The 21,059-nt window shown below is 42.8% G+C and carries 18 protein-coding genes and 2 pseudogenes; 17 read left to right on the top strand and 3 right to left on the bottom strand.

Annotated features, from left to right (window positions below):
* Positions 1-10 precede the first annotated feature (10 nt).
* From C2M25_RS06020 to C2M25_RS22295, 3 genes and pseudogenes are all read left to right on the top strand, one after another.
* A complete protein-coding gene (locus C2M25_RS06020; protein WP_105180679.1) occupies positions 11-1,504 on the top strand; it encodes an NAD(P)H-hydrate dehydratase in 1,494 nt (497 codons plus the stop codon).
* 118 nt (positions 1,505-1,622) lie between these two features.
* On the top strand, positions 1,623-1,877 hold the full coding sequence (locus C2M25_RS22230) for a YHYH domain-containing protein (RefSeq protein WP_105175069.1): 255 nt from the start codon (positions 1,623-1,625) through the stop codon (positions 1,875-1,877).
* A gap of 869 nt (positions 1,878-2,746) precedes the next feature.
* Positions 2,747-3,130, top strand: a pseudogene (locus tag C2M25_RS22295) (thrombospondin type 3 repeat-containing protein); the annotation flags it as partial.
* 163 nt (positions 3,131-3,293) lie between these two features.
* On the opposite strand, the gene groL reads toward C2M25_RS22295, so the two are convergent.
* The 3 genes from groL to C2M25_RS05995 all read right to left on the bottom strand — a co-directional run bounded on the left by groL (position 3,294) and on the right by C2M25_RS05995 (position 5,899).
* On the bottom strand, positions 3,294-4,940 hold the full coding sequence (groL, locus tag C2M25_RS06005; RefSeq protein WP_105180678.1) for a chaperonin GroEL: 1,647 nt from the start codon (positions 4,938-4,940) through the stop codon (positions 3,294-3,296).
* A 51-nt stretch (positions 4,941-4,991) separates the two neighbouring features.
* Complete coding sequence (locus tag C2M25_RS06000) at positions 4,992-5,279, bottom strand: co-chaperone GroES (RefSeq protein ID WP_063701599.1); 288 nt, start codon at positions 5,277-5,279, stop codon at positions 4,992-4,994.
* A gap of 143 nt (positions 5,280-5,422) precedes the next feature.
* Complete coding sequence (locus C2M25_RS05995; RefSeq protein WP_063701602.1) at positions 5,423-5,899, bottom strand: FxsA family protein; 477 nt, start codon at positions 5,897-5,899, stop codon at positions 5,423-5,425.
* Between the two features lie 162 nt (positions 5,900-6,061).
* On the opposite strand from C2M25_RS05995, the gene cutA reads away from it, so the two are divergent.
* From cutA to C2M25_RS05925, 14 genes and pseudogenes are all read left to right on the top strand, one after another.
* Positions 6,062-6,382 (top strand): divalent-cation tolerance protein CutA, encoded by a 321-nt coding sequence (gene cutA, locus C2M25_RS05990; RefSeq protein ID WP_063701604.1) that lies wholly within the window; start codon positions 6,062-6,064, stop codon positions 6,380-6,382.
* Complete coding sequence (locus tag C2M25_RS05985; RefSeq protein ID WP_105175066.1) at positions 6,382-8,208, top strand: protein-disulfide reductase DsbD; 1,827 nt, start codon at positions 6,382-6,384, stop codon at positions 8,206-8,208. The genes cutA and C2M25_RS05985 overlap by 1 nt, the downstream gene beginning before the upstream one ends.
* Before the next feature lie 348 nt (positions 8,209-8,556).
* Positions 8,557-9,009, top strand: a complete 453-nt coding sequence (aroQ, locus tag C2M25_RS05980; protein ID WP_105180677.1) for a type II 3-dehydroquinate dehydratase — start codon at positions 8,557-8,559, stop codon at positions 9,007-9,009.
* Between the two features lie 30 nt (positions 9,010-9,039).
* Positions 9,040-9,501 (top strand): acetyl-CoA carboxylase biotin carboxyl carrier protein, encoded by a 462-nt coding sequence (accB, locus tag C2M25_RS05975; RefSeq protein ID WP_063701610.1) that lies wholly within the window; start codon positions 9,040-9,042, stop codon positions 9,499-9,501.
* 23 nt (positions 9,502-9,524) lie between these two features.
* Complete coding sequence (gene accC / locus C2M25_RS05970) at positions 9,525-10,865, top strand: acetyl-CoA carboxylase biotin carboxylase subunit (RefSeq protein ID WP_105180676.1); 1,341 nt, start codon at positions 9,525-9,527, stop codon at positions 10,863-10,865.
* 141 nt (positions 10,866-11,006) lie between these two features.
* Entirely contained in the window at positions 11,007-11,480 is a 474-nt protein-coding gene (gene tsaE, locus C2M25_RS05965; protein ID WP_063701614.1) for a tRNA (adenosine(37)-N6)-threonylcarbamoyltransferase complex ATPase subunit type 1 TsaE, read from the top strand.
* A gap of 66 nt (positions 11,481-11,546) precedes the next feature.
* A complete protein-coding gene (locus tag C2M25_RS05960) occupies positions 11,547-12,854 on the top strand; it encodes an N-acetylmuramoyl-L-alanine amidase (RefSeq protein WP_233999260.1) in 1,308 nt (435 codons plus the stop codon).
* A gap of 23 nt (positions 12,855-12,877) precedes the next feature.
* Positions 12,878-14,722: a DNA mismatch repair endonuclease MutL gene (mutL, locus tag C2M25_RS05955; RefSeq protein WP_105180675.1), complete on the top strand. Its 1,845-nt coding sequence runs from the start codon at positions 12,878-12,880 to the stop codon at positions 14,720-14,722.
* A gap of 15 nt (positions 14,723-14,737) precedes the next feature.
* A complete protein-coding gene (gene miaA, locus C2M25_RS05950) occupies positions 14,738-15,655 on the top strand; it encodes a tRNA (adenosine(37)-N6)-dimethylallyltransferase MiaA (RefSeq protein WP_105180674.1) in 918 nt (305 codons plus the stop codon).
* 80 nt (positions 15,656-15,735) lie between these two features.
* Positions 15,736-15,999, top strand: coding sequence for an RNA chaperone Hfq (gene hfq / locus C2M25_RS05945; RefSeq protein WP_054552435.1), 264 nt, complete (start codon positions 15,736-15,738; stop codon positions 15,997-15,999).
* Between the two features lie 17 nt (positions 16,000-16,016).
* A pseudogene (hflX, locus tag C2M25_RS05940) lies at positions 16,017-17,305 on the top strand (ribosome rescue GTPase HflX).
* Positions 17,306-17,396: 91 nt separating this feature from the next.
* Positions 17,397-18,563 (top strand): FtsH protease activity modulator HflK, encoded by a 1,167-nt coding sequence (gene hflK / locus C2M25_RS05935; protein WP_063701624.1) that lies wholly within the window; start codon positions 17,397-17,399, stop codon positions 18,561-18,563.
* A 5-nt stretch (positions 18,564-18,568) separates the two neighbouring features.
* A complete protein-coding gene (gene hflC, locus C2M25_RS05930; RefSeq protein ID WP_063701626.1) occupies positions 18,569-19,447 on the top strand; it encodes a protease modulator HflC in 879 nt (292 codons plus the stop codon).
* 226 nt (positions 19,448-19,673) lie between these two features.
* A complete protein-coding gene (locus C2M25_RS05925) occupies positions 19,674-20,987 on the top strand; it encodes an adenylosuccinate synthase (RefSeq protein WP_063701628.1) in 1,314 nt (437 codons plus the stop codon).
* The last annotated feature ends 72 nt before the right edge of the window (positions 20,988-21,059 follow it).

Raw genomic sequence — 21,059 nt, 5'->3', positions numbered from 1 at the left:
AAGGATTGATATGTCAGTACCTCTCTCGCAGTCGGTATTTTTAGCAGAGCAAGTTCGTGAAAATGAAGGACCCGCTGCCAAGCACTGTGGTATCAGTATGTATGAGCTTATGGAGCGAGCAGGGCAGGCTACTTACCAACAAGCTATTAATCACTTTGCTGATGCAAATGTATTCGTTGTGTTAGCGGGGGTTGGTAATAATGCAGGTGATGGTTATGTTGTTGCTCGCTTAGCGAAACAAGCGGGGAAGCAGGTTAGAGTTATTGCTGCCATGCCCGACAAACCGCTCAAAGGGGATGCCCTTAGTGCTCAGCAAGCTTGGCTCGACGCAGGAGGAGCAATAACAGCGGATATAAGCGTTATTGAGCAAGCAGACATCATTATTGATGGCTTACTTGGTACAGGTATTCAAAGCAAGGTGCGCGAGCCTTTTTCAACCTTAATTAAAGCTGCCAACGAAAGCCAAGTGCCGATAGTTGCTATCGACCTACCCTCAGGTATTCATGCAGACACAGGTGTCGAACAGGGAGTCGCAATTAAAGCTGCACTCACTGTGACTTTTGTGGGGATTAAACAAGGTTTAGTGACAGGGCAAGGGCGAGCACATGCAGGTAACATAGAGTTTGCTGATTTAGGTATTGAAGATGCCTTTTTAAAACTGACATCACCCGCTGCAGAGCTTATCAACTATCAGACGCAGCCGAGGCTTCCTGAGCGCAATAATAACAGCCACAAAACCAGTCATGGAAAATTATTGTGTGTTGGTGGTAATGCTGGCACCGCCGGCGCAATTCGTTTAACTGCAGAGGCCGCTCTTCGCACTGGTGCGGGCATGGTCAAAGTGTATACCCATAGCAGTTCTATTTTGCCAGTGAGCATCGGGCGTCCTGAACTTATGGTTACCGATACAAATTTAATTAGTGCGCTAGAGTGGGCGAGTTGTATTGCTATTGGCCCAGGGCTTGGTCAGGACGATTGGTCCGAAACAACCTTTGAAACTGTCATGCAGTATTGTTTCACTAATAACAAGCCACTGATTATTGATGCCGACGCACTTAATTTAATAGCTCAGCATGCTTCGTCATTCCCATTAGCGAATACAGTAATCACACCGCACCCCGGTGAGGCTGCAAGATTACTGAATTGCCGCACGGTTGATATTGAAGAAAATCGCTTTCATGCAGTAAAACAGCTTGCGCGCAGCTATACCACTACTTGTGTACTCAAAGGCGCTGGTAGTTTAATTGCTGATAATAACCAAACATGGGTGTGTAGAGATGGAAATCCTGCACTTGCGGTTGGCGGCAGTGGTGATGTATTAACAGGTATCATAGCGGCACTGATCGCACAGGGGCTTACTCCTCAGCAAGCAGCATGTTTGGGTGTAACATTACATGCAAAAGCCGGGGATATTGCCTCAGAGCGTGAAGGCGAAAGAGGCATGTTGCCGAGTGATTTGTTTGCGATAGTGAGGGAGTTGGTTAATGGCAGCTTTAAGCTGTAAGTTTTAAGCCGCAAGTATAAAAACATCATAACTACTACTATTTTGTTGGTTTTTAAGCTTTTTGGTGAATTCATGCTAGTATTATTACCTTAGTTCAAATGTAATAGGGAAGTTTGTTTTGAATAAGGTTAAGGTATTATTAGCAGTCGCTCTTTTGGTAAGTTCAGGTCTCAGTGCGCATTCGGGGCGTACTAACGCATCAGGCTGTCATACAAACCATTCCAATGGTAGCTATCACTGCCATAATAAAAAGCGAGCTGATAAGCAAACATATTGCCACATACTTAAAGGTGAAAAGCGTTGTGGATATGCCTATTCAACATGCCAATCGTTGAAAAAGAAGTATGGCGGGGCTTGTGAACTTAGCTATTAGCTTATTGTTCTGTTAAATGGTACAAATAATCTAGACAAAGTAACTTGGACTCGCATGCTATCTTAAATTCTTACTTCTCGAATCCTGTCGATTATTAAGGTGTTGATTTTCATTGCTTTTATTTCTATCCTGTTTTTTGGTTTTAAATTTAAATCTTCGCGGTAACACCAGTAAATTTTTTGTAAATTACTGCTGGTTGTAAATTGACTTTTTTGGGATTGTCTACAAATATTAAGCCGCAGTTTCAGAAAAGCTCGTTTCGCCATGTCTCGGGAATGTTTTATACACCTTATAAAATTGCCTCATACTGCTTCGCTAAACTTCTGGGTGATGTTTGGAATGCACATTCCAACCCTACCAAATTTAAGGATATAAATATGAATAAGCACTTACTTATTTCAGGAGTGGCCTCGTGTTTTGTGTCTGCAGTGGCATTTGCAGATGTGACAGCTATGACTGGAACTATTCACTTACAACCCACAAATGGCAGTATTAATGGTTCGACAATCTCAGTATCGTCTGAGCAGGTTGTATCTGGTGGAACGTTTGGAACTTACACTACGCAGCAAATGTATGATGATGGTTTTCGGACTGAAGATGGAAAATTTGCAATGCAAATGTTCAACTATGGCTCAGGCATAGGCGCATTTGATATTCAACCAAGACCGAGCAGTTATACAATCCTTAATGATGGTGGAGCATCATATGATGTGTATTGGGGATGGCAATATTGGCTAATTTACACAAATGATGCAATGCACGGTACTATTTTGGCTGTATGGGATCAGATGCCAACTTCATTAACTTATTCATGTGATGATTACTGTCTTGTTTCAACTATCAGTGACCCGATAGGTATCGTTGATGAAGATATGGATCAAGACGGTATACCTGATGCTGTGGACAATTGCCCTGAAGTTGCAAACCCTGATCAGCTAGATTTTGATCAGGATGGTCAAGGCGATGTATGTGATGCCGATGTTGACGGCGATGGTGTGAATAATGATCTTGATTATTGCCCTAATACCCCAGCTTCAGAAGCGGTAACTTATGAAGGATGTTCTGTTGAGCAACATATGGCTGCACAATGTGGAGAATCATCAGAGTTTGCTAACCATGGTAAATACGTCAGTTGTGTTGCAAAAGCGGCAGAAGAGCTTTTAGATCAAGCTTTAATCACCGAAGAGCAAAAAGACATGATTGTCAGTGAGGCTGCTAAATCAGATAAAGGTAAACCAAAGAAAGGTAAGTAGCTAAGAGCAGCTCTAATTAAATAGAGTTTAGCAATTTTAAATCAGACTGTGTTTCTATAATCGTAAAAAAGCCCCTAAAAACATTTGTTTATAGGGGCTTTCTTTTGAAGGGGAGGTACCTTCGGGTAATATCTTTAAATAAAGATTTTTACCAGGGGGATGATTACATCATGCCGCCCATACCACCCATGCCGCCCATGCCGCCCATATCAGGAGCACCCGCGTCATCTTTAGGGATTTCAGCAACCATTGCTTCAGTTGTGATCATAAGACCCGCGATTGAAGCAGCGTACTGTAGTGCAGAACGCGTTACTTTAGTTGGGTCTAAGATACCCATTTCGATCATGTCGTTGTACTCGCCAGATGCTGCGTTGTAACCGTAGTTACCTTCACCACCTTTTACTGAGTTAACAACAACTGATGCTTCGTCACCTGCGTTCGTTACGATTTGACGAAGTGGTGCTTCCATCGCACGAAGTGCAACTTTAATACCGTGGCTTTGGTCTTCGTTGTCGCCAATAAGCTCAGCAAGTTTGCTAGCTACGCGAACTAATGCAACACCACCACCCGGTACAACACCTTCTTCAACCGCTGCGCGAGTTGCGTGTAGCGCATCTTCAACGCGGTCTTTTTTCTCTTTCATTTCGATTTCAGTTGCTGCGCCAACTTTGATTACTGCAACACCGCCAGCTAGTTTAGCCATACGCTCTTGTAGTTTCTCTTTATCGTAGTCAGACGTTGCTTCTTCGATTTGTGCTTTGATTTGTGCAACACGGCCGTTGATGCCCTCTTCTTCACCTGCACCGTCGATGATTGTTGTGTCATCTTTAGTGATTACAACGCGCTTAGCTGTACCTAGGTCTTCAACTGTTGCTTTTTCTAGCTCTAAACCGATTTCTTCAGAAATAACGGTACCGCCAGTTAATACGGCGATGTCTTGTAGCATCGCTTTACGACGGTCACCAAAACCTGGCGCTTTAACTGCAGATACTTTAACGATGCCGCGCATGTTGTTTACTACAAGCGTTGCAAGCGCTTCGCCTTCAAGGTCTTCAGCAATGATAAGTAGAGGCTTGCTAGCTTTAGCTACGGCTTCTAATGTAGGTAGTAACTCACGAATGTTAGATACTTTTTTGTCTACAAGTAGAATGAATGGGTTGTCTAGCTCTACTGCGCCTTTTTCAGCGTTGTTGATGAAGTAAGGAGACAGATAACCACGGTCAAACTGCATACCTTCAACTACGTCTAGTTCGTTTTCTAACGACTGACCTTCTTCAACTGTGATTACGCCTGAATCACGGCCTACTTTTTCCATTGCTTCAGCAATGATGTTACCGATTTCGCTATCAGAGTTAGCAGAAATAGTACCTACTTGTGCAATTGCTTTAGCATCGGCACAAGGAACAGAAAGTGCTTTAAGTTCTTGAACAGCAGCGGCAACAGCTTTATCGATACCACGCTTAAGGTCCATTGGGTTCATACCCGCTGCAACTGCTTTTAAGCCTTCGTTTACGATAGCTTGCGCTAATACAGTTGCAGTTGTTGTACCGTCACCTGCAGCGTCATTCGCTTTCGACGCTACTTCTTTAACCATTTGTGCGCCCATGTTTTCGAACTTGTCTTCAAGCTCGATTTCTTTTGCTACAGATACACCGTCTTTAGTGATCACTGGAGCGCCGAATGATTTGTCTAATACAACGTTACGGCCTTTAGGACCTAAAGTTACTTTTACTGCGTTTGCTAAAATGTTTACGCCAGTTAGCATTTTGCCACGTGCGTCACCTGCAAAAAGTACTTCTTTTGCTGCCATGATTTAATTCCTCTTAAATTCTGTAAACGGGTTGCTAAATGAAAAGTAGGATTAGCCTACAATGCCTAGAATGTTATCTTCACGCATGATCAGGTACTCTTGACCTTCGATCTTTTCAACTTTTTCAACATAAGAGCCGAACAGCACAGTGTCACCGGCTTTTACTTCTAATGCTCTTACTTCACCGTTGTCTAAAACGCGGCCATTACCAACAGCGATAACTTCTCCGCGAGTTGATTTTTCAGCTGCAGAGCCAGTTAATACAATACCGCCAGCAGACTTAGTTTCTTCTTCTAGACGCTTAACGATGACGCGATCATGTAAAGGACGAATGTTCATTTATTTAGTTCTCCTAACAGTTTCTGAACAGTACAGAAAAAATCTTATGTTATTGCAGGGGAGTGCTAAGCCACCCGTTGCGTTTCATTGCCTTCATTAATGGGGGTGGCTTAAAAAAATCCAAGTACAAAAATTAAAAAATTTTAATCTTTTCGCTCAAATTCACCATCAATAGTTGTAGGTTGATGGTTTGGCTCTTCATGAGCGGCTGCTTTGCTATGATATTGGAAGTGTGCAGAGCCTTGATTTGCTTGCGTACTCATACGCACTGTCGCTTGGCTGGCAAGGCCTGCAGCTAGTTTGTTGCGGATTGCTGGCGTGAGTAATAAAAAGCCAAAAAAGTCAGTCATAATGCCAGGTGTCATTAATAAAACGCCGGCGATAATCACACATAAACCAGTAAATAATTCTTTTGCAGGCATTTGCCCTTGTGCCATTTGTAATTGCACGTTTTGAATCGCGCCCATGCCTTGCTGCTTCACTAATTTCGCACCGACAATCGCGGTCACAATCACAAGCGCTATGGTGGCAAAGCCGCCGATTACTTCACTCACTTGAATGAGTAACGCAATCTCCACAATCGGCACTAAAATAAATAACAAAAACAAAAATCTAAACATAACGCTCTCTAAAAAATGTCATTCTCTTTCGAGTCAGTGAAATATAAATAGGGGTGAGCAGGTCATTTTTCAAGGTGGAACCTAGGATCACCTTGCTCGCTACACATTATAGTTACTATCGGCTACTATGGTGCGACTCACGTAATCAAACAAAGGTTCCTTATGACTACGCATTTTCGACTTATTTTTACTACTTGTGCGAATGAGGCTGAAGCCCGTCAGTTGGCACAACATCTAGTTAAAGAAAAGCTAGCGGCTTGTGTGAACATTATGCCTACAATCGAATCTATTTACATGTGGGATGGCGAGATAACTCAAGCTACAGAAAGTAAGTTACTGATCAAAACAAAGTCAGAAAAAATGAATGAAGTGATCCAAACTATCAAGAAATTACATAGTTATGAGATACCAGAAATTCAGGTCGTTGATGTAGCAACAGGCAATTTAGCCTATTTTAATTGGATGGATGAGGTACTTAATTAATGCGATCGTTCCTTTTATTACTGTGCGCACTGTGGCTTGTGCCGGCCAGTGCAAGTAATAACAATTTACTTGGAAATCTATTACAACCAGCTGAGCAAACATTTCTGCCAGTTGATCAGGCCTTTGTTTTTGATTTTGACCAGCAAGGCAAAACCTTATTTATTGGCTGGGATATAGCGCCTGATTATTACCTCTATAAAAAGAAAGTCGAAATAATTGCTAAAGGCGCTGATATTGAAATCCCAGATCTTGGCAAAGGGCAAATCATAGAGGATGAGTTTTTTGGCAAAACCGAGGTCTTCTTTAACTCATTGAGTGTGGTAACTAAGCTTAGTAATGTTACGGAAGGGGCGGTTGTTAAAGTGCGTTTTCAAGGCTGTGCTGAAGCTGGACTTTGTTATCCGCCAGAAGTTAGAACCATTCCTTTATCTGTCATTGCTGGCGAGCAAGTTTCACAAACCGCGTCAGCGGGGAATGCGCTAGCGGCATTAACACAAGCAGCTGATACCAATGAGGCATCAACAAATGTTTCTCAAGAAGTAGCAAAACCAGCTGGTGAGCAGTCATATACCGATAAACTGGCATCGCAGGGCTTATTGACCAACCTAGTAATCTTCTTTTTAGTGGGTATTGGTCTGGCTTTTACGCCTTGCGTATTTCCAATGTTTCCGATTTTGTCGAGCCTTATTGCGGGTCAGCAGAATTTATCGACTAAAAAAGCGTTTTCGCTGTCGTTTGTTTATGTGCAAGGGATGGCCGTTACCTATGCTGCACTGGGCTTAGTGGTTGCATCATTAGGTGGTCAAGTACAAGGGTACTTACAGCACCCAACGGTGTTAATTAGCTTTAGTATTTTGTTTGTATTGCTGGCGATGTCGATGTTCGGCTGGTACGAAATTAAGCTGCCTAGCGGCATGATGAATAAGCTTACTCAGGTAAGTAACCAGCAAAAAGGCGGTAACTATGTTGGCGTATTTATGATGGGTGTGTTGTCTGGTTTGATAGCGTCACCTTGTACAACAGCGCCATTGTCTGCTGCTTTACTCTATGTAGCGCAAAGTGGTGACTACCTCGTCGGTGGTTTAACACTTTATGTACTCAGTTTAGGCATGGGCTTACCGTTATTACTACTGGGGACTTCTGGCGGTAAATTACTACCCAAAGCCGGTGGTTGGATGGAGCAAGTGAAAACGTTATTTGGCTTCATCATGCTGGTCGTTCCGCTAATTCTGCTTGAGCGTATTGTTGATATTGAAATCATTTGGTTAATGGCGGGTTTATTAGCACTTGCGACCGCACTTTATTTACACCATTGGCAAAGTGCGCAATCACAAGGCAAGCTAAAAACAGCACTCTGGTTTGCTGCAACTTTACTGGTTGTGACGGGGGCGAGCCTAACGAAAAATTATTTTTGGCCGAGTAAAGCGGTAGTTGCCGAAGCCGCAGCACAAACACATGGTTTTAAACAAGTTGCTAATTTAAGTGAATTGAAAGACGAAATTGCAGCTGCAAGTAGCGAAGGGCGCTTAGTGATGGTCGACTTATACGCAGACTGGTGCGTCGCGTGTAAAGAGTTTGAACACTACACGTTTCCTGATACGAATGTTCAAGCACAGTTTGCTCACTTTGAGTTAATCCAAATCGATTTAACCGAAAGTGATGCAAAAACAATTGAGCTAATGGAAGAGTTCACAGTCTTTGGTTTACCGAGCATTCTGTTCTTTGATACTCAAGGTAATGAGCTTTTAGAGCAACGCGTAACTGGCTTTTTAAATGCCAAAGACTTTGCTGAGCATTTAGCAAAAGTACGAAATAGCGCTAAATAAACGCAAACGTGCAAGAAAATAGCGAAACGCCACTCATCTGAGTGGCGTTTTTGTTTCTGTCTCGTAAAAAATGGTGGTTTTCAATGAAAAGTCGTAATTTCACTTGGTGAAGTTCAATTTATCAGCAGGAAAATGCTCAGAATGACCTTGTTGTGTGCCTTGCTGTGCCTGCCTTTGCCGCGAATAGGTAGTGATTAGACCAGTATTTTGCTGCTATTTACGTCGAAATATCTATAATAGGTGGTTAACGTGAGAAATAGTTGCTATTTTACATCAACACGCTTAGGTTAAGCGTGGGTTTATGGTGAATATGGTTAAACTGCTTACTTATAGGATATATCGCGTATTATGGCTGCAAAATTCAAACTTTTAGTTCTAAATGGGCCAAATTTAAACATGCTTGGCAAGCGTGAACCAGAAAAGTACGGTACTCAATCTCTTGATGAGATTATAGCTGAACTTAGTCAGGTTGCTGCGGGTCACAATGTTGATTTAACGCATTTCCAAAGTAACAGTGAAGCAGCATTAATAGAACTTATTCACGATGCATGGCAAGTGGTTGATGCAATTATTATTAACCCTGCTGCATTTACGCATACTAGCGTAGCCTTACGGGATGCATTGCTTAGTGTAAACATTCCCTTTTACGAGGTGCATTTAACTAATGTGCATGCTCGCGAAGCATTCCGCCATCATTCGTATTTTTCGGATGTGGCACAAGGCGTCATTATTGGATTAGGAGCAATGGGTTATAAGGTGGCACTTGAAGCTGCTGTTAGCCGGTTGCAAAACACACATTAATTTTTAAATAACTAACAGGCGGGTCGATCAATGGATATTCGCAAGATCAAAAAACTTATCGAACTAGTAGAAGAATCTGGTATTGCTGAATTAGAAATCACTGAAGGTGAAGAATCAGTACGCATCAATCGTAGCAACATGGCTGCAGCACCTGCAATGCAGTATGCGCCGCAACATTTTGCAGCACCTGCTCCAGCGGCGGCACCAGCTCCAGTAGCTGAAGCACCAGCAGCAGACGCAGCGCCAGCAGCACCAACAGGTCACCAAGTTAAATCACCTATGGTTGGTTCATTCTACTCAGCAGCTTCTCCTGAAGCAGCGCCTTATGTAGAAGTAGGTTCAAAAGTAAATGTTGGCGACACGTTATGTATCGTTGAAGCAATGAAGATGATGAACCAAATCGAATCTGATAAAGCAGGCACAGTAAAAGCTATCTTAGTTGAAAATGGCGAGCCAGTAGAATTCGATCAACCTTTATTCATCATTGAATAATAGCGCAACAAAAGGCCAACTCTATGTTAGATAAAGTAGTCATTGCAAACCGAGGTGAAATTGCACTTCGCGTACTGCGCGCCTGCAAAGAGCTTGGGATCAAAACTGTTGCTGTGCATTCAACGGCAGACCGTGATCTTAAGCACGTGTTACTGGCAGATGAAACAATTTGTATTGGTAAACCAGCTGCAAGCGAAAGTTACCTAGATATCCCGCGCATTATTGCAGCGGCAGAAGTAACAGACGCGGTTGCTATTCACCCTGGTTATGGTTTCCTTTCGGAAAATGCAGACTTTGCTGATCAAGTTGAGCAAAGTGGCTTTGTATTTATCGGTCCTAAAGGCGACACGATTCGCCTAATGGGTGACAAAGTTTCTGCAATCGAAGCGATGCGTAAAGCGGGTGTACCATGTGTACCAGGTTCTGACGGCCCATTAACCGCAGACAACGAGCGCAATATTCAAATCGCTAAGCGTATTGGTTACCCTGTAATCATTAAAGCAGCAGGCGGCGGCGGTGGTCGTGGTATGCGTGTTGTGCGCAGCGAAAAAGAATTAGTAGATTCAATTGCACTAACGCAACAAGAAGCGAAGCAATTCTTCGGTAACGGTATGGTTTACATGGAAAAATTCCTTGAAAACCCACGTCATATCGACGTTCAAGTACTTGCTGACGGTCAAGGCAATGCAGTTCACTTAGGTGAGCGTGATTGTTCTATGCAACGTCGTCACCAAAAAGTAGTTGAAGAAGCACCAGCACCAGGTATTACAGCTGAAATGCGTAAGTTTATCGGTGACCGTTGTACACGTGCGTGTATCGAAATCGGTTATCGCGGTGCAGGTACGTTCGAATTCTTATACGAAAACGGCGAGTTCTATTTCATCGAAATGAATACCCGTATTCAGGTTGAGCACCCAGTAACAGAAATGGTCACTGGCGTTGACTTAATCAAAGAACAGCTAAAAATTGCTGCTGGCCAGCCATTATCATTCACACAAGAAGATGTGGTTATTCGTGGTCATGCAATTGAGTGCCGTATTAATGCGGAAGACCCAGAAACATTCATTCCTTCACCAGGTAAAATCACGCGATTCCACCCTGCTGGCGGTTTAGGTATTCGTTGGGATAGCCACATCTATGCAGATTACACAGTACCACCTCATTACGATTCAATGATTGGTAAGCTGATCTGTTACGGTGAGAACCGTGATGTAGCGATTGCTCGTTCACGCAATGCGTTAAATGAATTAGTCATTGATGGCATCAAGACCAATACACCACTGCACAAGAAAATCTTGGCAGATGAGAACTTCCAAAACGGTGGTACAAACATCCACTACCTTGAGAAGAAACTAGGTCTGTAAACAAAATTCTGTTTAAGCTAAAAAGCCGGCAACTTTGCCGGCTTTTTTATGTCCAATTAGGCATAAGAGCGATTCTCGCCTTACAAAAATATTCTGGTATGATTAACAAAGTAATGTTTTTTCGTTTTTCATGAGGTAATAATGACCGACAGTGTTGGTTTTCCACTCGCTGATGAAGCAGCAACGGTTAATATGGGTAAGCAACTTGCCGCATTAATGGAGCAAGGAGCTGTTATTTATTTACACGGTGACTTAGGTGCCGGTAAGACAACATTAACCCGTGGTATCGTGCAAGGTTTCGGTCATCAAGGTAAGGTTAAGAGTCCAACTTATACACTGGTTGAGCCTTACCAATTAGCTAAAGCTGATGTCTATCACTTTGATTTGTATCGCTTAGGTGATCCTGAAGAACTTGAATATATGGGAATTCGCGACTATTTTTCACCACAGGCTATTTGTGTTGTGGAATGGCCAGAAAAAGGCGGCGAATTTATCCCAACACCGGATCTTGATATCACCCTACGCTATGAAGGCGAGGCGCGTGCGATTACTATTAACAGCTTAACTGACCGCGGTCAGGCAATTGTTAAGCAACTTAAGAGCGCGCAAGAATAAACAAATAAAAATAAAGGTGTACGAGTAAAAATGGGTCGTTGTACGTTTAAACTATTAACTATTTTAATGTTTTTGGTTGTGAGCCAGATTGCGCTTGCACAAAATACGATTAATAGCGTACGTGTTTGGCCCTCACCAGATAGCACCCGTGTGGTATTTGATCTAAATGACAAGCCAGATTACAGCTATTTCATGCTGAAGAACCCAGCCCGTTTAGTGATTGACTTAAAAGATACTGATAAGCTTGATAGCTTGCCTGATATCCCTAAAAAGCATCAGATACTCTCAAAACTGCGTTACTCAAAACCAAAAGATAGTAAAAGTGTACGGTTTGTTTTTGAATTAGCGCGAGCCACTAAACCAGTGGTGTTTGCCTTGCTGCCTACCGATCCTTATAAACACCGTTTAGTCGTTGACCTTGTAGACAAAACACCGAAAGCTGAGCCTGTGGCTGCAACGAATACCAGTGTTAAAAAGCGTGAGTTACAGCAAGAGCGCGATATCGTTATTGCGATTGATGCGGGTCACGGTGGTGAAGATCCAGGCTCAATTGGGCCATCGGGCACTTACGAAAAAGATATCACGCTACAAATAGCCAAGCGCTTAGAACGAATGATAGATGCTGAAAAAGGCATGATTTCGCGCATGGTGCGCCGCAGCGATTACTTTGTAAACTTAAATACGCGCACCAGTATTGCGAGAGAGAAAAAAGCAGACTTTTTTGTCTCGATCCATGCAGATGCGTTTACCAGCCCGCAGCCAAACGGGGCCTCTGTGTGGGTGTTATCGCTTCGTCGTGCTAACTCAGAAATCGGTAAATGGATCGAGGATAAAGAAAAACACTCCGAGCTTTTAGGTGGTGCAGCTGGGGTATTAAAAGATACTGCGAGTGAAAAATATTTAGCTCAAGCGCTATTAGATATGTCGATGGACCACTCAATGAAAACGGGCTTTAGTGTCGCAGAAGAAGTGGTGAGTGAATTAAAGAAAGTAGCCAAACTACATAAAAAAGTGCCGCAGGCGGCCAGTCTTGCTGTATTAAAATCGCCAGATATCCCGTCTATTTTGGTCGAAACCGGCTTTATTTCGAATCCACGTGAAGAGCGATTATTAAAAACAGCGCAGCATCAAGAGCGCTTAGCTAAAGCAATTTTCACATCAATTAAAAGTTATTATCTGCAAAATCCACCGGATGATTCATTATTTGCGAAATTAAAATCGCAATTTCCGACTAAACACAAAGTTCGTCCGGGCGAGTCGTTAAGTATTTTGGCAAACAGATACAACACCTCGGTTAGTAAATTAAAAACTGCTAACAACTTAAAATCGAATACTCTGTTTATTGGTCAAGAGCTTGATATCCCCCAAAGCTAGTCAATTTTCGTGTTAGGAACACTATGAGCATAGAAATACTACCCGCGCGATTGGCGAACCAAATTGCTGCCGGTGAAGTGGTTGAACGTCCTGCTTCCGTTGTTAAAGAACTCGTTGAAAACAGTTTAGATGCTGGCGCAACGCGCATTCAAATTGATATTGAACGTGGTGGCCATAAGCTAATTCGTATTCGCGATAATGGATCAGGGATTAATAAAGATGAACTGACCTTAGCGTTATCGCGCCATGCGACGAGCAAACTAAAATCTCTTGATGACTTAGAGAACATTTGCTCGCTGGGTTTTCGTGGTGAAGCGTTAGCATCAATTAGTTCTGTATCTCGCTTAACCTTGAGCTCAAAACCACAACAACAAGAAGCGGCATGGCAAGCATTTGCAGAAGGCCGTGACATGGCGGTACAAGTTAAGCCAACCGCACACCCTGATGGCACCACCATTGAGGTGAAAGACTTATTCTTTAATACCCCTGCGCGCCGTAAATTTCTTCGCACCGAGAAAACCGAGTTTTCACATATTGATGAGCTTATTAAGCGTATTGCGCTGAGTCGCTTTGATGTGTCTATAACGCTTACCCATAACGGTAAGGTCGTGCGTCAATACCGTGCTAAACCAAACCCTGAGCAAGCAATAGCGCGTGTCGCTCAAGTTGCTGGTAAAGCTTTTAGTGAACAGGGACTACATATTCAATCAGGTGAGGCCGGTTTGATGCTGCGGGGTTGGGTATTACCCGTGGGCTCAGCAAATAGCACACAATATACCTACGTGAATAATCGCATGATGCGCGATAAACTCATTCTGCATGCAATTCGCCAAGCCTTTGAAGAAGTCGCAGGCTCTGAAGAGCTGCCCGGTTTTGTTATTTATATTGATATTGACCCTCGTCAGGTCGATGTAAACGTGCACCCGGCTAAACATGAAGTGCGTTTTCATCAAGGCCGTTTAGTGCATGACTTTATTTTGCAGGCAATAAAACAAGTTGTGGTACCGCTTCAGCATGAGGCCAGTTTTGCCGAGCACAATGACACTGCTTTTCAGCATGTTCCGCTGAATGAGCCACACCTCAGCAGCACGCAGCCAAGTTTTACTCAATCAGCGCCAACAGAGCAGTATGATTACCCTAAATCTGAATTACAGCCAACACGTTCAGCGAGTTATTCAGGGGCAACAGGAGCAGGGCGCTCTGGCGGTGGGTTTAGTGGCGACAGCCAAGGACACAGTAAAACATCGCATCAAGATGTAAATGCTTTTTATCAAGGGATCAGTGAGCAACATGCTGCGCATTTTGACCAAGTACGCCCAGAGCCAAGCATTACAGCACCTGTTGTTGAGCAAGCTAAGCTTGCAAAACTCATCCACGTACGTGAAGGCGAGTGCGTATTTAGCGAAGACAATCAACTCTTTGCAGCGCACTTTAAGCATGCATTAGCACTCGACTGGCAAGCCCAAGTAGAACAAGCGGGCAGCCTTGATGGCAAAGCTCTATTGTTACCCGTGCGAGTAAATGCAAGCGCTGATGATATTAGCGCGCTAAATACTCAGCAGTCTTGGTTTACCTTACTTGGTTTTGATTTAGTAATAGAAAAACAGTTTGTGATGGTGAAGAAGCTTCCGCCTTGTGTGTATTTACTTGATGTAAGTGATGCTATTGAGCGGCTTATTACTGGCTGTAAAGCTTCTCCAAGTTCACTCGATGAATGGCTAGCTTGGTTAGCTCAGCAAATACCTACACGTTATTACGCAAGTCAGGCCTTTATGGAGCAAGTGGCTCGGTTAGAAAATAATCCACAAACTATGCAACGTTTACGTCAAAAAGCGGTTAAAATAGAACTATCTCAGTTTTTAAATTAAGCAAGGTATTTAGGCTTGAATAACTTACCCGTCATTTTTTTAATGGGACCAACCGCTGCAGGGAAAACAGACTTAGCAATTTCGCTGTGTGAGCATTTAAACACAGAAATAATCAGTGTTGATTCAGCATTAGTCTATAAAGATATGGACATCGGCACGGCAAAACCAAATGCCGAAGAGCTTGCTCGTGCGCCGCATCACTTGATTGATATTATTGACCCAGCAGAAAGTTATTCAGTGGCGGATTTTCGCCGTGATGCAATTGAAAAGATTGATCTATTTCATCAGCAAGGTAAAGTACCTGTATTGGTTGGCGGTACAATGATGTATTTTAAGTCGCTTATTGATGGCTTATCACCGCTACCTGAGGCATCACCTGAAGTACGTGCTGAACTCGAAAAGGAAGCAAAGCAGTTTGGCTGGCCACATTTGCATAAAGAACTTGTGAAAATCGATCCAGATGCAGCGAAAAAAATGAGCGAAAATGATTCGCAACGTATTAATCGCGCATTAGAAGTGTATCGTATAACAGGTAAAACAATGACTGAGCTGCAAAAACAAAAGCAGCCTGAGCTTCCTTATACTTTCTATCAATTTGCCATTGCGCCTGATGATCGCAGTGAATTACATCAGCGAATTGAAAAAAGGTTTAAAATAATGCTCGATCAGGGGTTTGAAAATGAAGTTTCATCCCTATATAAACGTAAGGATTTACACCCTGACCTACCTTCGATTCGTTGTGTGGGTTATAGACAAATGTGGGATTACATTGCTGGCGAAATTGACTATGATGAGATGGTCTTTCGTGGTATTGCAGCCACACGGCAGTTAGCCAAGCGACAATTGACTTGGTTAAGAGGTTGGCCTGAAGTAACTTGGTTGACCACGGGTGATGAAGAAAACTTGCAACGTGTAGTAAGTTCGCTAAGCTAGTAGTAGCTGGAAGTTTTTTAGCTTTGTTAAATTAGTTCAGCTACTTAATTATAATAACACCTAGAACGAAGGAAAATAACATGGCAAAAGGCCAGTCGTTACAAGACCCATTTTTAAATGCGTTACGTCGTGAGCGCATTCCAGTATCAATCTTTTTGGTTAATGGCATTAAATTACAGGGTAAAATCCAGTCATTTGACCAATTTGTTATTTTACTTGAAAACACCGTGAATCAAATGGTGTATAAACACGCTATTTCAACTGTTGTTCCAGCGCGTTCTGTTAACTTCCAAGGCGTTCAAGGAAGTGATGATTCAGAAGAGCAAGAATCTGGAAATTTTTAAACTTAGGAGCGTAATGCTTGTTTGACCGTTATGAAGCCGGCGAACAGGCAGTTTTAGTTCATATCGACTTACCTAAAGAGGGGGATCGCGAAGATCTTCACGAATTAGAGTTGTTGGTATCTTCTGCTGGTGTTAGTAGTTTGGCGATTGTGCAAGGCAGTCGTCAAGCACCGCATCCGAAACTTTTCGTCGGTACCGGAAAAGCAGAAGAAATCGCTGAAACTGTCAAAATCCACAATGCAGATGTCATCATTTTCAACCATCAACTTAGCCCGTCACAGGAACGCAATTTAGAGCGCGTTTGTCAGTGCCGTGTTCTTGATCGTACGAGTTTGATCCTTGATATTTTTGCGCAGCGAGCGCGTACTCACGAAGGTAAGCTTCAGGTTGAGTTAGCTCAGTTACGCCATATTTCTACTCGCCTGATCCGTGGTTGGACCCACCTTGAAAGACAAAAAGGGGGGATAGGTTTACGTGGTCCGGGTGAAACCCAGCTCGAAACCGATAGACGATTGCTACGTGCAAGAATTAAAAATATTCGTGCTCGTTTAGATAAAGTTGCTGTTCAACGTGAGCAGGGACGACGTGCGCGTACGCGAAATGAAATACCCACTGTGTCACTGGTTGGTTATACCAATGCGGGTAAATCAACGTTATTTAACCGTATTACAGATTCTGATGTGTACGCAGCAGATCAGTTATTCGCAACACTTGATCCAACCTTACGTAAGTTGGATATAGGTGATATTGGGCCAGTTATTTTAGCTGACACGGTAGGCTTTATTCGCCATTTACCTCATGACCTTGTTGCAGCATTTAAAGCGACCTTAACGGAAACCCGCGAAGCGGATTTACAGTTACACGTTATCGATGTGGCAGACCACGTCGAAAAGAAAATATTGAGCAAGTACAGTCTGTTTTAAAAGAGATAGAAGCAGATGAAGTGCCGCAATTATTGGTTTATAACAAAATTGATGCGCTCGATGACGTTGCGCCACGTATAGATAGAAATGACGAAGGCCAACCAGTACGGGTGTGGTTATCGGCACGAACAGGTGTGGGTTGTGAGCTGCTGAGTGAGGCAATTAACGAGTTACTTGCTAAAAAAATGTTTGCTGACGAGCTAAAATTACCACCTCAACATGGTCGTATTCGTGCAGCACTGTTTAACTTAAACGCAGTTCATCAAGAGAGTTTTGATGAGCAAGGGAACTGGTTACTATCGGTACGCTTGCCAATGGCAGAATGGAATCGCTTGAAAAAAGAGATGGGACAGGATCTCAACTCTTTCATAGCGACTAACTAAAAATCACCAGCATTTGTCTTTTTTAGTATGAGAAATGCTGTAGATTTGATAGATTTAACCTAATTCATTTAGATAACAATGGAGTATAGCTATGGCCTGGAATGAACCGGGTAATAATGGCAATGATAAAGATCCGTGGAATAATAAAGGCGGAAAAGATCAAGGCCCACCTGATTTAGACGAGGTAATGCGTAAGTTCGGCAACAAGTTTGGCGGTTTATTTGGTGGTAATAAGCCAGGTAAAAGCGGCGGCGGACTTGGTGGCGCAGGCATTTCTTTCATCCTTATTATTGCCGTCATCGTATGGGCATTAAGTGGTATTTACACGGTAAAAGAAGCTGAGCGCGGTATTGTTTTACAATTTGGACAATACAATCGCATTGCAGAACCTGGCTTACGTTGGAAAATGACCTTCATTGAACGTGTGATCCCGGTTGATATCGAAGCGGTTCGCTCGTTATCTGCTAAAGGCTTCATGCTGACAGAAGACGAAAACGTGGTAAATGTAGAGTTTGAAGTACAGTACCGTGTTATCGATCCACACCTATACAAGTTCAGCGTTACTGATGCTGATCACAGCTTACAACAAGCCCTTGATAGTGCACTTCGTTATGTTATTGGTCATGTGAAAATGGACCAAGTACTAACAACTGGCCGTGAAGTTGTGCGTCAACAAACGTGGGATGAGCTAAACAAAATTATCGAGCCTTACAATCTAGGTATTATTGTAAGCGATGTGAACTTTAAAGATTCACGTCCGCCTGGCGAAGTAAAAGACGCATTTGATGATGCGATTGCTGCACAAGAAGATGAAGAGCGTTTCATCCGTGAAGCAGAAGCCTATGCTCGTGAAATTGAACCTCGTGCTCGTGGTCAAGTGACCCGTATGACACAAGAAGCAGAAGGTTATCGTGAGCGTATTAAGCTAGAAGCACAAGGTGAAGTGGCACGTTTTGAAAAACTATTACCTGAGTATCAAGCTGCGAAAGAAGTAACTCGCAAGCGTTTATACATCGATGCGATGGAAGAAGTGCTAGGTAACAGCTCTAAAGTGTTAGTTGATGTTGAAGGCGGTAATAACATGATGTATTTACCTCTTGATAAAATCATGGAAAAGCAAGGCACAGCAACGCGTGTTGCACTACCAAGCTCAAGTGATATTCAAGATCTTCGCAATAAGCTAAACACATCACGTAACAGCACGGTAAATTCAAGTAATGACCGTTTCGCAACTGACCGTTTTAATGAGGGGAGATAAGCAAGATGAAAAATTTTAGTTTAGTAATACTTGCCCTTGCAGTTGTGATGTCTTTCTCTGCGATTTTTGTTGTACAAGAAGGCGAGAAGGCAATCGTACTGTTATTTAGCAAAGTTGAAAAAGACAGTGACGACAAGGCTGTAGTATATGGCCCAGGTTTACACTTAAAAGTGCCTTTCTTCAGCCAAGTACGTCGTTTAGATGCGCGTATTCAAACGTTAGATGGCGCACCTGACCGTTTCGTTACGAGTGAGAAAAAAGACTTAATCGTTGATTCTTATGTGAAATGGCGCATTAACGATTTTAGTGCATTCTACCTGCGTGCTCGTGGTGATAAGCAATATGCTGAAACACTCCTCAAGCAAAAGGTGAACAATGGTCTTCGTACTAATTTTGGTTCTCGTACTATCAAAGAGATTGTCTCTGGCGAGCGTAGTGAACTGATGGAAGAAGCGTTAGTTCAAGCGTCTGAAAGTGCACAAGAACTAGGTATTGAAGTACTTGATGTGCGTGTTAAGCAAATTAACTTACCACAAGAAGTGAGTAGCTCAATCTTCCAACGTATGCGTGCTGAGCGTACTGCGGTTGCAAAAGAGCACCGTTCAGAAGGTCAAGAAAAAGCTGAAACAATTCGCGCAGAAGTAGACCGTCGTGTCACTGTTATGCTGGCAGATGCTGAACGTAATGCACGTACCGTTCGCGGTCAAGGTGATGCTGATGCTGCTGCTATCTATGCTAACGCTTATAACAAAGATGCTGAATTCTTTGGTTTTATGCGCAGCCTAGAAGCGTACAAAAATACCTTTAAAGATAAGCAAGATATCATGGTGATTTCACCAGATAGCGATTTCTTTAATTATATGAAAGGTACAAAAGCACAGTAATTAATTGCTGTGTGATAAAAAGCCCTGCTGTGTGTGGGGCTTTTTTTGTTTCTGTGTGTGATTAATTTTTATCCTTAGCTAGTTTATAAACCTCTGTTCTGCATGTAGTTGTTTAATTAAATAAGATGATAAAAATTCAGGCGCAGAAAAAATAAGCTAAACGGGGTGATCTTTCACCTCGTTTTCTGATAAAATCTCGTCCTAATTTTTTCTAAGTGAATTTGCAATGGGTAAAAACGTTGTTGTACTAGGCACCCAATGGGGTGACGAAGGTAAGGGTAAGGTAGTTGACCTCCTTACAGACAAAGCATCTTTAGTAGTTCGTTATCAAGGTGGTCATAACGCAGGCCATACTTTGGTAATCAACGGTGAAAAGACGGTTTTACACCTTATTCCATCGGGTGTATTACGTGACAATGTTAAGTGTGTGATTGGTAATGGTGTTGTTTTATCACCAGAAGCATTAATGAAAGAAATCGGCATGCTAGAAGAGCGTGGCGTACCAGTACGTGAGCGCTTATTAATCAGCGAAGCATGTCCATTAATTTTACCTTTCCACATTGCATTAGATTTAGCCCGTGAAAAAGCACGTGGCGATAAGCCAATTGGTACTACAGGTCGTGGTATCGGTCCAGCTTATGAAGACAAAGTAGCACGTCGTGGTTTACGTGTAGGTGATTTATTCAACCCTGAACAGTTTGCTAGCAAGCTTAAAGAAGTATTGGAATACCATAACTTCACGTTAGAGCATTACTACAAAGTTGAGCCAGTTGATTTCCAAAAGACATTTGACGATGCAATGGCTATCGCAGATATCTTAAAAGCAATGGTTGTTGACGTTACTGAGCTACTTGATCAAACGCGTTTAGCGGGCGACCACATCTTATTCGAAGGTGCGCAAGGTACATTACTTGACATCGACCACGGTACTTACCCGTACGTAACATCATCAAACACAACAGCTGGTGGTGTAGCGACAGGTGCTGGTTTTGGTCCATTACACCTTGATTACGTGTTAGGTATCATCAAGGCTTACACAACGCGTGTAGGTTCTGGTCCTTTCCCTACAGAGCTTTACGACGGTCTTGATAAACAAGATCCAGTAGGTAAGCACTTAGGTGAAAAAGGTCATGAGTTCGGCGCAACGACTGGTCGTTTACGCCGTACTGGTTGGTTAGATGCAGTGGCAATGCGCCGTGCAGTTCAAATCAACAGCATTTCAGGTTTCTGTTTAACTAAACTAGACGTTTTAGACGGTTTAGAAACATTAAAAATCTGTACTGGTTACCAGTTAGAAGATGGCACAGTAACGAACGTTACGCCATTAGCGGCTGAAGGTTACGAGAAAGTAACACCAGTATACGAAGAGATGCCAGGCTGGTCAGAAAACACAGTAGGTGCTACGTCAGTTGATCAATTACCGCAAGCGGCACTTGATTACATCAAACGTATTGAAGAAATCACTGGTGTTCCAGTTGATATCATCTCTACAGGTCCTGACCGTGTAGAAACTATGGTATTACGCAGCCCATTTGCATAATTGTCATAGTGACTAAAAAGCTGCTTCGGCAGCTTTTTTTGTGCCCGAAATTCACTTGGTATAATATTTGTA

Source organism: Pseudoalteromonas sp. T1lg21 (genome assembly GCF_002964625.1).
GTDB lineage: Bacteria > Pseudomonadota > Gammaproteobacteria > Enterobacterales > Alteromonadaceae > Pseudoalteromonas > Pseudoalteromonas gelatinilytica.
Note: the sequence above shows the minus strand (reverse complement) of the source record. Positions and strands in the feature narration are given on the sequence as shown.

Excerpts from the sequence above, each read along its gene's own strand:
- C2M25_RS06020 (WP_105180679.1), top strand. The coding sequence starts at position 11 with ATGTCAGTACCTCTCTCGCAGTCGGTATTTTTAGCAGAGCAAGTTCGT.
- groL (WP_105180678.1), bottom strand. The coding sequence starts at position 4,940 with ATGGCAGCAAAAGAAGTACTTTTTGCAGGTGACGCACGTGGCAAAATG.
- C2M25_RS06000 (WP_063701599.1), bottom strand. The coding sequence starts at position 5,279 with ATGAACATTCGTCCTTTACATGATCGCGTCATCGTTAAGCGTCTAGAA.
- C2M25_RS05995 (WP_063701602.1), bottom strand. The coding sequence starts at position 5,899 with ATGTTTAGATTTTTGTTTTTGTTATTTATTTTAGTGCCGATTGTGGAG.
- cutA (WP_063701604.1), top strand. The coding sequence starts at position 6,062 with ATGACTACGCATTTTCGACTTATTTTTACTACTTGTGCGAATGAGGCT.
- C2M25_RS05985 (WP_105175066.1), top strand. The coding sequence starts at position 6,382 with ATGCGATCGTTCCTTTTATTACTGTGCGCACTGTGGCTTGTGCCGGCC.
- aroQ (WP_105180677.1), top strand. The coding sequence starts at position 8,557 with ATGGCTGCAAAATTCAAACTTTTAGTTCTAAATGGGCCAAATTTAAAC.
- accB (WP_063701610.1), top strand. The coding sequence starts at position 9,040 with ATGGATATTCGCAAGATCAAAAAACTTATCGAACTAGTAGAAGAATCT.
- accC (WP_105180676.1), top strand. The coding sequence starts at position 9,525 with ATGTTAGATAAAGTAGTCATTGCAAACCGAGGTGAAATTGCACTTCGC.
- tsaE (WP_063701614.1), top strand. The coding sequence starts at position 11,007 with ATGACCGACAGTGTTGGTTTTCCACTCGCTGATGAAGCAGCAACGGTT.
- C2M25_RS05960 (WP_233999260.1), top strand. The coding sequence starts at position 11,547 with ATGTTTTTGGTTGTGAGCCAGATTGCGCTTGCACAAAATACGATTAAT.
- mutL (WP_105180675.1), top strand. The coding sequence starts at position 12,878 with ATGAGCATAGAAATACTACCCGCGCGATTGGCGAACCAAATTGCTGCC.
- hfq (WP_054552435.1), top strand. The coding sequence starts at position 15,736 with ATGGCAAAAGGCCAGTCGTTACAAGACCCATTTTTAAATGCGTTACGT.
- hflK (WP_063701624.1), top strand. The coding sequence starts at position 17,397 with ATGGCCTGGAATGAACCGGGTAATAATGGCAATGATAAAGATCCGTGG.
- hflC (WP_063701626.1), top strand. The coding sequence starts at position 18,569 with ATGAAAAATTTTAGTTTAGTAATACTTGCCCTTGCAGTTGTGATGTCT.
- C2M25_RS05925 (WP_063701628.1), top strand. The coding sequence starts at position 19,674 with ATGGGTAAAAACGTTGTTGTACTAGGCACCCAATGGGGTGACGAAGGT.